The organism is Kribbella sp. VKM Ac-2568 (assembly GCF_004345365.1).
GTDB classification, from domain to species: domain Bacteria; phylum Actinomycetota; class Actinomycetes; order Propionibacteriales; family Kribbellaceae; genus Kribbella; species Kribbella orskensis.
Window position 1 is genome coordinate 274435 of record NZ_SLVF01000002.1, and the last position, 13114, is coordinate 287548.

Below are 13114 nucleotides of genomic sequence, written 5' to 3' on the forward strand. Positions count from 1 at the left end.
GGAGTGAGGGTGACAACCGCCGAGAGCGATGGAGGCGACGCGGGAGACAAACGCGCGGGGGCGATGGAACAGTGAGTGGATTGCCTCGTCGATCCTGCCTCCCGAGGGCGAGCAGCTCGCCACCGGCTGGGAACCGGACCTCTCCCCCGCCGACTCCGTCGTCCGCCAGACCTCGACGCCACCGCCGGCTTGACCCCAACGCTACGAGCCCGCTGAACGCGCGAAAGGGTGTGCCCCCAGCGGGGGCACACCCTTTCGGTTAGGTGGTCGGTCAGCCGCGGACTACCGAGACCAGGTGGTCCACGACGTCGGCGACCGGGATGTCGGTGCGGGTGTTGGAGCGGCGGTCTTTGACCTCGATGGTGCCGTCCGCGAGACCCTTGCCGACAACGGCGATGGTGGGCACGCCCAGGAGTTCGGCGTCCTTGAACTTGACGCCCGGGGAGACCTTCTCGCGGTCGTCGTAGAGCACCGTCAGACCGCGCGACTCCAGCTCGGCGGCGATCGAGGCGGCCTTCTCGAAGACCTCCGCATCCTTGCCGGTGGCAACCAGGTGGACGTCGGCCGGCGCGATCTCGCGCGGCCAGATCAGGCCGAGCTCGTCGTGGTTGCCCTCGGCGATGGCGGCGACCGCGCGGGTCACGCCGACGCCGTACGAGCCCATCGTGACGGTGACCAGCTTGCCGTTCTGGTCGAGCACCTTCAGGTCCAGGGCGTCGGCGTACTTCTTGCCGAGCTGGAAGATGTGCCCCATCTCGATACCGCGGGCGGCCTCGAGCGGACCCGAACCGTCGGGTGCCTCGTCACCGTCGCGCACCTCGGCGGCCTGGATCGTGCCGTCGGCGGTGAAGTCGCGGCCGTACACCAGGTTGATCACGTGGAAGCCGGCCTTGTCCGCGCCGGTCACCCAGGCGGAACCCTCGGCGACCCGCGGGTCGAGCAGGTACCGGATGCCGGAGGTGTTCTCCGAGCCGAGCACGCCCGGCCCGATGTAGCCCTTCGCGAGCGAGGGGAACTTCTCGAAGTCCGACTCCTCGAAGGCGACGACCTCGGCGGGCTCGACCTGCGCGCCGAGACGCTTCTCGTCGATCGCGCGGTCACCTGGTACGCCGATCGCCAGCGGCTCGCGCGTCCCGTCCGGGTTCACCAGCATCACGAGCACGTTCTTCAACGTGTCCGTGGCGGTCCACTCCCGGCCGTCCGCGCGGGTGTGCTTCGCGTTCAGCGCGTCCACCAGGGTGTCGATGGTCGGCGTGTCCGGGGTGTCGACCACCTCGGCGGCGGGAACGTCCGACGCGTCCGCCTTCGCCGCCTGCGGGACCACGACGGCCTCGACGTTCGCCGCGTAACCGCCCGGCGAGCGCACAAAGGTGTCCTCGCCGTTCTCCGCGATCGCGAGGAACTCCTCCGACGCCGAGCCGCCCATCGCACCCGACATAGCCTGCACGATCACGTAGTCGAAGCCGAGCCGGTCGAAGATGTTGATGTAGGCCTTGCGGTGCAGCTCGTACGACGCCTGCAGGCCCTCCTGGTCGACGTCGAACGAGTACGAGTCCTTCATCACGAACTCGCGCCCGCGCAGTACGCCGGCCCGCGGCCGCGCCTCGTCGCGGTACTTGTTCTGGATCTGGTAGATCGACAGCGGCAGATCCTTGTACGACGAGTACAGGTCCTTCACGACGAGGGTGAACATCTCCTCGTGCGTCGGGCCGAGCAGCATGTCCGCGCCCTTGCGGTCCTTCAGCCGGAAGATGTTCGGCCCGTACTCCGTCCAGCGGCCGGTGGCCTCGTAGGGCTCGCGGGGCAGCAGCGCCGGGAAGAGCAGTTCCTGCGCGCCGATCGCGTTCATCTCCTCCCGGACGATCCGCTCCACGTTGCGCAGCACCATCAGGCCCAGCGGCAGCCAGGTGTAGATGCCGGGCGCGTTGCGGCGGATGTAGCCGGCGCGGACGAGCAGTCGGTGGCTCGGGACCTCCGCGTCCGCCGGGTCCTCGCGAAGGGTGCGAAGGAACAGCGACGACATGCGCAGAATCACGGGAGTCTCCAAGCAGGACAGGTGTGAATGGAACTACTGACGGCAAAGAGGATATCCGGCCGCGACCAGTGCTCTCACCACATTTCCACAGGGTCGGCGCCGGTATCAGGCGCGGATCAGACGCGGATCAGGCGCGAGAGGTCTCGGGGGAGGCCTTCAGGGCGGCGCGGATGAGCGGGATCTGGAGCGGCAGGCGGGCGAACGCGATCGTCTTCGCGCGGGTCGATCCCTTGCGGTTCAGGTCGATGGCCATCTGGCAGTTCGCGGGGAAGACCGCCGTGAGCAGGGCGGCGCTGGCGAGGCCGGCGGCGCGGCGGGTGCGGGGGTGGAGGAGGCCGGCGGCGCAGGCGAGTTCGGCGACGCCGGAGGCGTAGACGAGGTCCTTCTTGCGCGGGAGTTGGTGCGGGACGATGCGTTCGAAGGGTTTGGGCTTCACGAAATGCAGTACGCCCATGACGGCGAAGAGCGCTGCCAGGCCGGTGGTGCTCCCGCTTCGTTCCGTCATGAGGTGGACTTTAGCTCAAGTTGTTACTGATCAGTACTGCGATGCGCGGGCGGCTGGGTGCCACGGTCGGTGGGATCGGTGGGTGATTGGGGAAGGGGCCGTAGGGGGTGGCGGCGGCTTGCGCGGCGTAGCGGAGGGCTGGCTTTTGTTGGGCCAGAAGGTTGAGGTCATGCAGGTGTAGGCGGGGAAGAAGCCGGCGCAGGGGGCCTGAGTCGGGGCCTATTTCGAAGGTGTAGGAGGGGACGCCGCGGCTGCCGTAGAGCCAGTCGTCCGTCGCGCCGGGGGCGAAGTAGCCGACACCGCCGTCACCAGTCGACACAGGAAAACCATTGAGCGCACCGATCTCCTTGCCCAGGGCAACCAGTGCGGTCTTCGGCTGGGCGGGGCGGCGCTGCGGGATCAGCCAACCTCACCAGCGGTCACCGCGCCATCACAGTGAGCGCTCAGCCTCAGAACAGGATCGTCGCGAACGTCTCGATCGTCCGGAACCCGACCCGCTCGTACGCCGACCGGGCCGGGATGTTGAAGGCGTTCACGTACAGCGTCACCACCGGGGAGATCCGCCGCGCGAGCTCGACCACCGCGGCCATTCCCGGCGCGGCCAGACCCTCGCCGCGGCGCGACGGATCCACCCACACACCCTGGATCTGGCAGACGCCGGACCCGACCGAACCGATCTCCGCCTTGAACACGACCTTGCCGTCATCGATCCGCGCGAACGCCCGGCCGGCCCGGATCAGCTCGGCCACCCGCGACCGGTAGAACGTCCCGTCGGGACCGGTCTGCGGCGGGACACCGACCTCCTCGGTGTACATCGCCACGCAGGCCGGATAGAGGATGGACAGCTCGACGGGCTCGACCGCGCGCACCAGCGGATCGGGCGCGATCGCGGGCCCGGTGTCGATCACCATGAACGGCTGGTCGTCACGGACCTCGCGGGCCGGACCCCACTGCGGTTCGAGCGCCGCCCATAGTTGCTCGACGGCACGCGCCGGTCCGAGGATCTGAAAGCAGTTCCGGCCCCGGCGAAGCGCATACGCCGCGAAGGCGCGCAGGGCGGCCTCCCCGGCGCCGACCGGAACCATGTTCCCGCCGGCATGGCAGAGGGCCTCCAGCTCGCCCTTCTCGACGTACCCCCAGACCTCCGCGCCGCGGCGCGGGTCGAGCCCGGAAGCCTGCACCAGGCTGTCCACGAAGACGTTGACGATCGGATCACGGGCGATGACGGCCCTCGCTGCTGACAGGTCGCGAGGACCCAGTACCCGTACGCCCACGGGGCAGAACCTAGCTGATCCCGCCCTCGGAGGCCTGTAATGGGTCGTGCGCCGCCGCAATTGCCCGCAACGGAGAGGTCCAGGCGACCAGGACCGCGAGGAAGCCGAGCAGCCCCATCGCGACCATGGCAGGCCGTACGCCGAGCTGACTGCCGAGCACACCGCCAAGGATTGACCCCAGCGTCCAGCCCACTCCCCAGGACAGCATCCGCCCGGCTGTGTTCACCCGGCCGAGCAACTGCTCCGGCGTCACCTGCTGGCGGTACGAGATCGCGTTGACGATCACCAGCACGTATGCCGAACCCCACGCCAGCAACGCAATCGCGGCCAATGGCCAGGTCGGCATCAGCGGGGTGACGATCCCGAGCACCGCGGAGACCGGGATCGCGTACAGCGTGATCGCGGCCGGCGGCAGCCGCTTCAGCAGCCGGGGCAGCCCGACCGCGGCCGCCAGTCCCCCGATCCCCCACGCGCCCCAGACCAACCCGAACCGCAGCCCCGAAGTACCGACGTGCAGCGCCCGGTCCAACCAAACCACCATCAACGCGACGAATCCGCCGCCGGCGAAAGACTGCAGGCTCCCCACGATCGTCATCGTCCGGACACCCGGATTCCGGACAAGGAACCGAAGCCCCTCGGCGATGTCCCTGAACACCACTCCCGGCCGCAGCGGCGCCTGCCCCTCCCGCTGCTCGGACATCGCCCGCACGATCCCCCGTACTGCGCTCGCCGACGCGACGAAGCTCAGGGCGTCGAGCGCGAGCAAGGTGGCCGGGTTGAGTACTGCGAGCACGAGCCCGGCCAGCGGCGGTACGAACAACTCGATCAGGCTCGACGCGGTCCACACCGCCGCGTTCGCCTGGGCGACGCGAGCCCGCCCGACCAGGACGGGCAGCGCGCCGAAGTTCGCGCCGTCGAAGAACGTGTAGACCATCTGCACGACGAACCCGACCACCAGCACCTGCGGCACGGTCAGGATGCCGAGCCAGTGCGCCAATGGGATGGAGCCGATCACGACCGCGTTGATCAGGTCCGCCGACACCATCACCCGCCGGCGGTTCCAGCGATCCGACAGCGCGCCCGCGAACAGCCCGGTCAGCAGGTACGGCGCTGCCTCCAGCGCGGTGACCAACGCGGTGAGGAAGGGCGAACCGCTCAGCCGGTAGACCAGCACGGGCAAGGCGACAGCCGTCACCATCGAACCGGTGATGGAGAGGGCCCGAGCCAGCCAGTACCGGCGGAAGTCCGGGTCGTCGCGCAATCTGTCGCTCACGGAGGTCATCCTGCGGCCTCAAGGGGACTGGAGGTCAAGGCTCATCCACATCAACTCGTCGCCCAGGTCCCTGGCCGGTGTCGTCCGGGGCGCTCCGAAGCCATGCTTGCGGTAGAAGCCGATCGCCGGCTCATTGGTGATCAGCACGTCCAGCAGGAGTTGCTCGGTCCCTGCCGGGAGAGCCGCGATCGCCCCGTCCAGCAACGCCTTGCCGACGCCCTTGCCTTGATACTGCGGCAGCACGTACAGCTTCCACATCACCCAGAAGCCCTCCTCCTGCCCGAGCGCGACCATCCCCACGACCTTTTCGTCGTCGAGGGCGATCAGGGTGATGCCTTGGCGGATGCCCCGGTCTACCGCCTCCGGGGACCACCAGGCGGCCAGCCCGTCGACGATGAACTCGGGCGACGCCAGGCCTTCGTACGCGACCGGCCAGGTCTTGAGACCGACCTCCCGTACGGCGTCGGCGTCGCCCGGCCAGGCGCGGCGTACTCGGATCACCCGCGGACTCGCACGATCAACCCGTCCGGGTCCACGACGGACAACCCGTCGGGCGCCCCCGTCGGCTCATACCCGGTCGCCACGAGCCGCCGTACGACCTCGTCCAAAGGCTCCGACGTGGAGAGCTCGAGCTGTACTCCGACCTCGGCCGCGGGTGGGTCGTAACGCACCAGCTCGGCGTTGTCGCCGCCAAGGGTCTGGAGGAAACGCTGCCAGGCGGCTTGATCCTGGACGGCCAGACGAGGGGTCACCGACCAGCGCGTGTCCGGATGGGCGTCGTGCAGCTTGTAGCCGTAGAGGTCCTTGCTGCGTTCGTCGATCCAGAGGGTGGTGTCGTCAGGCCCGAGGACCGAGAGGACCCGCCCATAGGCCTCGTCCCAGATGGCGACCTCCCGATAGCCGGCTGCTTCGAGCCGGCCCTTCAACTCGTCGATCTCATCGGCCTCGAAGGACAACCGGGTGTCCCTCGCCTTGGCGCCGGTGCTGCTGCTGGCGGCGTCGTGCAGCGCGACCATCCCGCGCCCCGCGACCATGTCGACCCAGCCGCCGCGCTCCGACTCGATCCGGGACCGCAGCCCCAAGGTCTCCAGGAACGCCCGCATCGCCGGTACGTCGGCGCTGAACCGCAGTGGTCGGACAACGATCTCGTTCATCCCTCGGCCTCTCCGTGCTCGTCCAGGTACTTCGTCAGGGCCTGCTCGACGAGGGCAGACAAGCTCGCGCCTTCGTCGATCGCCTTGTGCTTGACCCTTCGAATCAGGTCGGGCGGCAGGTAGACGTTGAACTGCGCCTTCTTGGCAGCTTCCTCGGTCATGGCTATGATGCTAGCAATCTAGGGAGCTACCAAGCAAGGAGCGATCCGATGACACTGCGCTTCGACCACCTCGGCCTGATCTCCGACACGGCGGAGAAGAACCAGGACCTGGCCGACTTCTTCTCTCGCGTGCTCGGCCTGGAGGTGTCGGGCGACGCCGCGGACGGCTATGCGGAGGTGAAGGCCGGCGCCATCACGATCGCGCTGCACCGCGGCGCGATGATCGACGACGTCACGCCACTCGGCGGCACCCTGCTGCAGTTCAGCAGCGACGACGTCCAAGCGGACATCGAGGCGATCCGCGCCCGCGGCGGCAAGATCGCCCTGGAGCCCACCACCACCGACTGGGGAACCACCTCCGCCTACGTCGCCGGGCCCCACGGAGTACTGGTCGAACTGTTCAGCGAGAACAGCTGAAGCTGGGCCGGCAGCGCGGTCTCGGCTGCCGGCCCAGCTTCCTCGCAGGTCTCGGGTCAGACGGCGGTGAGTAGGGCGTCGTCCAACTCCTTGAGGAGCTTGGCCTTCGGGCGGGCGCCGACAACGGACCAGATCAGCTCGCCGTGGTGGAACAGCATCAGGGTCGGCAGTGCCATCACGCGGTACCGCGCCGAGATGGACGGGTTCTCGTCGGAGTTCAGCTTCACCACGGAGAGCCGGTCCTTGCGCTCCTCCGCGATCTGGGCGAGCACCGGGACGATCTGGTGGCACGGCGGGCACCACTGGGCCCAGAAGTCCACCAGCACCGGCTTGTCCGCGCCCAGCACCACCTGGTCGAAGTTGGTCTCGTCGACAGATTGCAGATCGCTCATCGTGTCTCTCTCACTCTCGTTCTCCAGCTTTCGGCATCGGTGAGGAGATCGGTCAGCCGGGCCCGCAGATCGGTCAGTTCGTCAATCCGCCGGTCCACCTCGGCGATCCGGGTCCGGTAGGCCGTCAGCGAGGCCGGGCAGACGTCCGCCCGGTCGTTGCCGGCCCGCAGGCACTCGATGAACGGGTAGGTCTGCTCCGCGGTGAGTCCGAGCGACAGCAACGCCTTGATCTCGCGGACCACCAGCAGGTCCTCGCCGCTGTAGGTCCGGTAGCCGTTCGCTTCCCGGTGGGGCTTCAGCAGGCCCTGCGATTCGTAGTACCGCACTGCCTTGACTGTCACACCGGCCTCGGCCGCCAGGTCGCTGATATGCATTCCGCCTCCTCGACACCGACGCTAAACCCTGCCCTCAGGGTCAAGGTCAAGCCAGAATAGCCGGATGCTGCTCGGAAGCTTCGTCCATGACCCGGACCTCGACCTGACCGCGCCCACGCTGCAACGGACCTCGGTCCGCGGCGTGCTGTTCCGCGACGACCGCCTGCTCCTGCTGGCGTCGCGGCACGGCGACTACAAGTTCCCGGGCGGAGGTGTCGAGGGGCGGGAGTCGATCGCCGCGGCGTTGCAGCGCGAGTTCCTCGAGGAGTGCGGTCTGCCCGGCGTCGAGATCGGCCTGGCCATCGGGATCACCACGGAGTACCTGCGCGCGATCGAACCGGAGTACGAGGTGTTCAAGCAGACCTCGCACTACTTCTACTGCACATCCGACAGCGAGCCCAGCGAGCCTGAACTGGAGGGCTACGAAGCCGAACTCGAGTTGGAACCGCGCTGGGTCACAGTGTCGGAGGCGTTGGAGGCGAACCGAGCGGTCCGGGCGGGCGGCATCGGCGTCATGCGCTGGCTGGACCGCGAAATCCAGGTGCTGTCACACCTGGCCGACCTCTGAACGAACCCACTCCCCCAGCACCTTGGCGCTCGCGTCGACCAACGCGGGCCAATCCATCGCGGCCTCGTCGGCCGAGTCCGACACATGCTTCACCAGCCGAACCGGTACGCCGAACTCCCGGCAGGCGAACGCGACGCCGTACGCCTCCATGTCGACCAGATGCGCCCGCTCCGCCAGCCGCGCCTTGATCACCGGGTCGGTTACGAACACGTCCCCCGACGCGAGCACGGTCCCGTCGCCCCCGTCGACCTTCAGCGACTCCTGCGGGTCCAGCCCGATCGCCCGGACCGCTTCCGCGTTGATGTCGTGGTTGATCACCTCGCTCGGGAGGTAGAGCCCGGCCATCCCGTCGCGCAGCGCGCCCGTAGTACCGACGTTCAGCACCACCAGGTCAGTCGTATCGCGCTCGGCCAGAGCCCGGGAGACGGCCACCGCGGCAGCCGTCTTACCGATCCCCGTCACGACGACAGGAATCCCCTCCGGCACGTATCGAGCTTCCGCCCGAATCGCACTGACAACCATGTACTCCGTCACGCGGCGAGGGTACCGGGCCTGAGTCAGCTGACTGTGACGGTGGGTTCGCCGCCGTCGACGGACTCGCCCATCTCCTCGGCGATGCGCATGGCCTCTTCGATCAGGGTCTCGACGATCTTGGACTCGGGGACCGTCTTGATCACCTCGCCCTTGACGAAGATCTGGCCCTTGCCGTTGCCCGAGGCAACACCCAGGTCGGCCTCACGCGCCTCGCCCGGACCGTTCACGACACAGCCCATCACGGCGACGCGGAGCGGGACCTCCATGCCCTCGAGCCCGGCGGTGACCTGCTCGGCCAGCGTGTAGACGTCGACCTGTGCGCGGCCGCACGACGGGCAGGAGACGATCTCGAGCTTGCGCTCGCGCAGGTTCAGCGACTGCAGGATCTGCAGGCCGACCTTGACCTCCTCGACCGGCGGCGCGGACAGCGAGACGCGGATCGTGTCGCCGATGCCCTTGGACAGCAGCGCGCCGAACGCGACGGACGACTTGATCGTGCCCTGGAACGCCGGTCCCGCCTCGGTGACACCGAGGTGCAGCGGCCAGTCGCCTCGCTCGGAGAGCAGTTCGTACGCCTTCACCATCACGACCGGGTCGTTGTGCTTGACCGAGATCTTGAAGTCGTGGAAGTCGTGCTCCTCGAACAGCGACGCCTCCCAGACGGCCGACTCGACGAGTGCTTCGGGCGTCGCCTTGCCGTACTTCTGCAGCAGTCGCGGGTCCAGCGAGCCGGCGTTGACGCCGATCCGGATCGAGGTGCCGTGGTCCTTCGCGGCGGCCGCGATCTCCTTGATCTGATCGTCGAACTTGCGGATGTTGCCCGGGTTCACCCGTACCGCGGCGCAGCCGGCTTCGATCGCGGCGAACACGTACTTCGGCTGGAAGTGGATGTCCGCGATCACCGGGATCTGCGAGTGCCTGGCGATCTCCGGCAGCGCGTCCGCGTCGTCCTGCGACGGGCAGGCGACCCGGACGATGTCGCAGCCGGCTGCGGTGAGCTCCGCGATCTGCTGCAGCGTCGTGTTCACGTCCGAGGTCAGCGTGGTCGTCATCGACTGCACGGACACCGGCGCGTCACCGCCGACCAGCACCTTGCCCACCTTGATCTGGCGGGTCTTGCGGCGTGGCGCGAGGGTCGGGGGAGGCAGCGCGGGCATGCCCAGGGAGATGCTCATGTGTCCTTTAACCGTTGTGAGTTATCCGTTGAAGAGCTTGATCGGGTTGACGATGTCGGCGATGACGAGCAGCACGCCCATCACCACGATGAAGCTGGCCGCCACGTAGGCGATCGGCAGCAGCTTGGCGACGTCGACGTACCCCGGGTCGGGCCGGCCGAACAGCTTGGCGAACCCACGCCGGATGCCTTCCCAGATGGCGCCGATCATGTGGCCGCCGTCCAGCGGCAGCAACGGGATGAAGTTGAACAGCGCCAGGAAGAGGTTCAGCGAGGCGAGCAGCGAGATCAGGAAGGCGATCCGCTCACCCCCGGTCAGCGAGTTGTTGGACGCGACCTCACCGGCGACCCGGCTGGCGCCGACGACGCTCATCGGGCTGTCCTGGTCGCGGTCGCCGCCGACGATCGACTTGGCGACGCCGACCAGCTTCTCCGGGAAGTTGCCGAGCGCCTTGACCGTGGCCACGGTCAGCTCGCCCATTTTGTCGACGACGAAGCCGAAGTCCTGCCGCTCGACCTTCTGCTCCGGGGAGACGCCGAGGAAGCCGACCGAGACGATCTTGTCGGAGCCTGCCTTCTCAACTACCTGGTTCAGGATGGTGTTGGTCTGCAGCGTGGTCTGCTGGCCGTTGCGCTCGACGACGATGACGGCGGGCTTGTCGGTGTTCGCCCGGATCAGCGGGGTCAGGTCGTCCCAGCTGCTGATCGTGGTCCCGTTGAAGGACTCGATCTTGTCGCCGACCTGGAACCCGGCCGCCTTGGCGGGCGACTCCTTGTCCGCCGGCTGACACTTGCGATCCGCGGACGCCTGATCGGCCGGAATCACGCAGTCCGTCACTGTGGCAACCGTGGTCTGCGGGACGTCGGTGCCGTACAGCATGAACAGGCCGGCGAACAGCCCGAACGCGATCGCGACGTTCACGAGCGGACCGGACGCCATCACGATCAGCTTCTTCCACCACACCTTCTGGTAGAACAGCCGGCCGTCGTCCGCCGGATCGATCGTCTCGTACTCCGCGCTGCGGGCGTTCTCCACCAGCGACTGGATCGGGCCGGTGTTGGCCTTGCGCACCTTGGTCGGATCCTGGCCCTTGGCCGGGGGCATCATCCCGATGATCCGGACGAAACCACCGGCGGGAATCAGCTTGAACCCGTACTCCGTCTCGCCGCGCTTGGTGGACCACACCGTCCGGCCGAAGCCGACGAAGAACTGGGTCACTTTCATGCCGAACGCCTTCGCGGGCAGCATGTGACCCATCTCATGCAGCGCCACCGACGCCAGGATGCCGATGACGAACAGCACGACGCCGATGAGTGTGAGGAGTGCGCTCATGCCTTGGTGGTCTCCTGGCCTCAGTCGTTTGCGGTGACAGTCAGTTCGCGGGCCCGGGCCCGCGCCCAGGCGTCCGCGGCGAGTACATCGTCGATGGACAGCTCCTCGTACGAGGGTACGTCGTGTTCGGTCACAACCCGGGCCACAGTGTCGACGATCCCCAGGAACGGCAGCCGCCCCTGCCGGAACGCCTCCACACAGACCTCGTTGGCGGCATTCAGTACCGCGGGCGCAGTGCCGCCGCGTTCCCCGGTCTCTCGGGCCAGCTGGACCGCGGGGAACGCCTCGTTGTCGAGCGGCTCGAACTCCCAGCTGGCGGCCGTGGTCCAGTCACACGCCGGCGCGGCGTCCGGAATCCGGTCGGGCCAGCCCAGGGCGAGGGCGATCGGCAGCCGCATGTCCGGCGGGGACGCCTGGACCACGGTCGAACCGTCCACGAACTCGACCATCGAGTGCACGATCGACTGCGGGTGCACGACGACGTCGATCCGGTCCATCGGGAGTCCGTAGAGCAGGTGGGCCTCGATCACCTCCAGCCCTTTGTTCACCAGGTTGGCGGAGTTGATCGTGATCACCGGGCCCATGTCCCAGGTCGGGTGGTTCATCGCCTGCTCGGGCGTCACGTCGGCCATCTCGGCCCGGCTCCGGCCGCGGAAGGGGCCGCCGCTCGCGGTCACCAGCAGACGGCGCACCTCATCGGCTGTGCCGCTGCGCAGGCACTGGGCGATCGCGGAGTGCTCGGAGTCGACCGGCACGATCTGGCCGGGCTTGACCCGCTTGACGACCAGCGGCCCGCCGATGACGAGGGATTCCTTGTTCGCCAGCGCAAGCGTCGTACCGGCGTCCAGCGCGGCCAGAGTCGGTTGCAGCCCGACAGATCCGGTGATGCCGTTGAGAACGACGTCACAGGCCAGCCCGGCCAGCTCGGTGGAGGCATCAGGGCCGGTGAGGATCTTGGGGATCCGGAACTCTCCCTGGGCGTAACCGCGGCGCTGCGCCTCCGCGTAGAAGGCGAGCTGGAGATCCTGCGCGACCGTGGCCCTGGCGACGCCGACGACCTCGACCTCGAACTCCAGCGCCTGCTGGGCCAGGAGGCCGACGTTGTCGCCGCCTGCGGAGATGGCAAGTACGCGGAACCGGTCGCGGTTGCGCCCGATCAGCTCCAGGGCCTGGGTCCCGACCGAGCCGGTCGAGCCGAGGATGACGACGGTTCGCGGATTCACGCGGCCATTGTTCCAGGTTCCGGACAGTTCTCGGAGACGGCAGGCGCAAGCGGATGACCAGGGTGCGGCGCTACCTTTGCCTCTATGAGTCTGGAACAGCCCCCGCCCGGCCATCGGGCATCCGACCGCGACCGCGAGCACGCCGCCTCGATGATCCAGGAGGCCCACAGCGACGGCCGGCTGGACTTCGAGGAGATGGACCAGCGGCTGACCCAGATCTATTCGGCCAAGACCCAGCTCGAGCTACGTACCGCGACCGCCGACCTGGTCCCGGTCGCGCACGGGGACGCCGCCGAGCTCACCATCCGCGCCAAGCACAGCTCCCAGAAGCGCGAGGGAGCGTGGACCGTGCCGGAGCGGATCATCGCCCTCCCCGAGCACTCGTCGGTGAAGCTCGACTTCACCGACGCCGTCGTGCGCTGGCCCGAGATCGAAGTCGAGGTGCGCCCGAAGCACAGCTCCGTCCTGATGATCGTTCCGGAGGGCTGGAGCGTCGACATCGACCAGATCGACATGGTCGGCAGCAGCTCCAAGAACACAGCCGGTACTCCGAAGGCCGGGGGCGTCCGCCTCCGCGTCACCGGCGAGGCCCGCTGGAGCAGCGTCGTCGTCCGCCACCCGCGCAAACGCCACTGGTGGTGGCCCTGGTACCGCAAGTAGAACCGCACCCCAGGTGTGAGGTCTTCCTCAGTCCCAA

The 13114-nt window shown here is 68.2% G+C and carries 16 protein-coding genes; 3 read left to right on the forward strand and 13 right to left on the reverse strand.

The window, feature by feature from the left end; translation table 11 throughout:
* Nucleotides 1-271 precede the first annotated feature (271 nt).
* From EV648_RS05140 to EV648_RS05175, 7 genes are all read right to left on the reverse strand, one after another.
* On the reverse strand, nt 272-2035 hold the full coding sequence (locus EV648_RS05140) for a proline--tRNA ligase (protein ID WP_132285489.1): 1764 nt from the start codon (nt 2033-2035) through the stop codon (nt 272-274).
* 127 nt (nt 2036-2162) lie between these two features.
* Entirely contained in the window at nt 2163-2540 is a 378-nt protein-coding gene (locus tag EV648_RS05145) for a DoxX family protein (RefSeq protein ID WP_132285491.1), read from the reverse strand.
* A gap of 449 nt (nt 2541-2989) precedes the next feature.
* A complete protein-coding gene (locus tag EV648_RS05155) occupies nt 2990-3814 on the reverse strand; it encodes a GNAT family N-acetyltransferase (RefSeq protein ID WP_132285493.1) in 825 nt (274 codons plus the stop codon).
* A 10-nt stretch (nt 3815-3824) separates the two neighbouring features.
* Nucleotides 3825-5087 carry an MFS transporter gene (locus EV648_RS05160; protein WP_158293900.1) on the reverse strand — a complete coding sequence of 421 codons (1263 nt, stop codon included), beginning with the start codon at nt 5085-5087 and terminating at the stop codon, nt 3825-3827.
* A gap of 18 nt (nt 5088-5105) precedes the next feature.
* A complete protein-coding gene (locus tag EV648_RS05165) occupies nt 5106-5588 on the reverse strand; it encodes a GNAT family N-acetyltransferase (RefSeq protein WP_132285497.1) in 483 nt (160 codons plus the stop codon).
* Nucleotides 5585-6241, reverse strand: a complete 657-nt coding sequence (locus EV648_RS05170; RefSeq protein WP_132285499.1) for a VOC family protein — start codon at nt 6239-6241, stop codon at nt 5585-5587. The genes EV648_RS05165 and EV648_RS05170 overlap by 4 nt, the downstream gene beginning before the upstream one ends.
* On the reverse strand, nt 6238-6402 hold the full coding sequence (locus EV648_RS05175) for a CopG family transcriptional regulator (protein ID WP_132285501.1): 165 nt from the start codon (nt 6400-6402) through the stop codon (nt 6238-6240). The genes EV648_RS05170 and EV648_RS05175 overlap by 4 nt, the downstream gene beginning before the upstream one ends.
* Nucleotides 6403-6450: 48 nt before the next feature.
* On the opposite strand from EV648_RS05175, the gene EV648_RS05180 reads away from it, so the two are divergent.
* Nucleotides 6451-6819 (forward strand): VOC family protein, encoded by a 369-nt coding sequence (locus EV648_RS05180; RefSeq protein ID WP_132285503.1) that lies wholly within the window; start codon nt 6451-6453, stop codon nt 6817-6819.
* Between the two features lie 56 nt (nt 6820-6875).
* Here the strand turns inward: EV648_RS05180 and trxA are convergent, their stop codons facing one another.
* Both trxA and EV648_RS05190 read right to left on the reverse strand, forming a co-directional pair.
* A complete protein-coding gene (gene trxA, locus EV648_RS05185) occupies nt 6876-7211 on the reverse strand; it encodes a thioredoxin (RefSeq protein ID WP_132285505.1) in 336 nt (111 codons plus the stop codon).
* Nucleotides 7208-7585, reverse strand: coding sequence for a MerR family transcriptional regulator (locus EV648_RS05190; protein WP_132285507.1), 378 nt, complete (start codon nt 7583-7585; stop codon nt 7208-7210). The genes trxA and EV648_RS05190 overlap by 4 nt, the downstream gene beginning before the upstream one ends.
* A gap of 64 nt (nt 7586-7649) precedes the next feature.
* Between EV648_RS05190 and EV648_RS05195 the strand changes: the two genes are divergently transcribed.
* Nucleotides 7650-8153 (forward strand): NUDIX domain-containing protein, encoded by a 504-nt coding sequence (locus EV648_RS05195; RefSeq protein ID WP_132285509.1) that lies wholly within the window; start codon nt 7650-7652, stop codon nt 8151-8153.
* Here the strand turns inward: EV648_RS05195 and EV648_RS05200 are convergent.
* From EV648_RS05200 to dxr, 4 genes are read right to left on the reverse strand one after another with little or no spacing between them, the layout of a single operon-like run.
* Entirely contained in the window at nt 8133-8687 is a 555-nt protein-coding gene (locus EV648_RS05200; RefSeq protein WP_199234435.1) for a nucleosidase, read from the reverse strand. The genes EV648_RS05195 and EV648_RS05200 overlap by 21 nt on opposite strands.
* Before the next feature lie 23 nt (nt 8688-8710).
* Entirely contained in the window at nt 8711-9862 is a 1152-nt protein-coding gene (ispG, locus tag EV648_RS05205; RefSeq protein WP_132285511.1) for a flavodoxin-dependent (E)-4-hydroxy-3-methylbut-2-enyl-diphosphate synthase, read from the reverse strand.
* A 21-nt stretch (nt 9863-9883) separates the two neighbouring features.
* On the reverse strand, nt 9884-11194 hold the full coding sequence (locus EV648_RS05210) for an RIP metalloprotease (protein WP_132285513.1): 1311 nt from the start codon (nt 11192-11194) through the stop codon (nt 9884-9886).
* Nucleotides 11195-11214: 20 nt separating this feature from the next.
* Nucleotides 11215-12417, reverse strand: a complete 1203-nt coding sequence (gene dxr / locus EV648_RS05215; protein ID WP_132285515.1) for a 1-deoxy-D-xylulose-5-phosphate reductoisomerase — start codon at nt 12415-12417, stop codon at nt 11215-11217.
* 84 nt (nt 12418-12501) lie between these two features.
* Between dxr and EV648_RS05220 the strand changes: the two genes are divergently transcribed.
* Nucleotides 12502-13077 carry a DUF1707 domain-containing protein gene (locus EV648_RS05220; protein WP_132285517.1) on the forward strand — a complete coding sequence of 192 codons (576 nt, stop codon included), beginning with the start codon at nt 12502-12504 and terminating at the stop codon, nt 13075-13077.
* Nucleotides 13078-13114: the final 37 nt, after the last annotated feature.

Excerpts from the sequence above, each read along its gene's own strand:
- EV648_RS05145 (WP_132285491.1), bottom strand. The coding sequence starts at position 2,540 with ATGACGGAACGAAGCGGGAGCACCACCGGCCTGGCAGCGCTCTTCGCC.
- EV648_RS05190 (WP_132285507.1), bottom strand. The coding sequence starts at position 7,585 with ATGCATATCAGCGACCTGGCGGCCGAGGCCGGTGTGACAGTCAAGGCA.
- trxA (WP_132285505.1), bottom strand. The coding sequence starts at position 7,211 with ATGAGCGATCTGCAATCTGTCGACGAGACCAACTTCGACCAGGTGGTG.
- EV648_RS05180 (WP_132285503.1), top strand. The coding sequence starts at position 6,451 with ATGACACTGCGCTTCGACCACCTCGGCCTGATCTCCGACACGGCGGAG.
- EV648_RS05195 (WP_132285509.1), top strand. The coding sequence starts at position 7,650 with ATGCTGCTCGGAAGCTTCGTCCATGACCCGGACCTCGACCTGACCGCG.
- EV648_RS05210 (WP_132285513.1), bottom strand. The coding sequence starts at position 11,194 with ATGAGCGCACTCCTCACACTCATCGGCGTCGTGCTGTTCGTCATCGGC.
- EV648_RS05175 (WP_132285501.1), bottom strand. The coding sequence starts at position 6,402 with ATGACCGAGGAAGCTGCCAAGAAGGCGCAGTTCAACGTCTACCTGCCG.
- EV648_RS05170 (WP_132285499.1), bottom strand. The coding sequence starts at position 6,241 with ATGAACGAGATCGTTGTCCGACCACTGCGGTTCAGCGCCGACGTACCG.
- EV648_RS05220 (WP_132285517.1), top strand. The coding sequence starts at position 12,502 with ATGAGTCTGGAACAGCCCCCGCCCGGCCATCGGGCATCCGACCGCGAC.
- ispG (WP_132285511.1), bottom strand. The coding sequence starts at position 9,862 with ATGAGCATCTCCCTGGGCATGCCCGCGCTGCCTCCCCCGACCCTCGCG.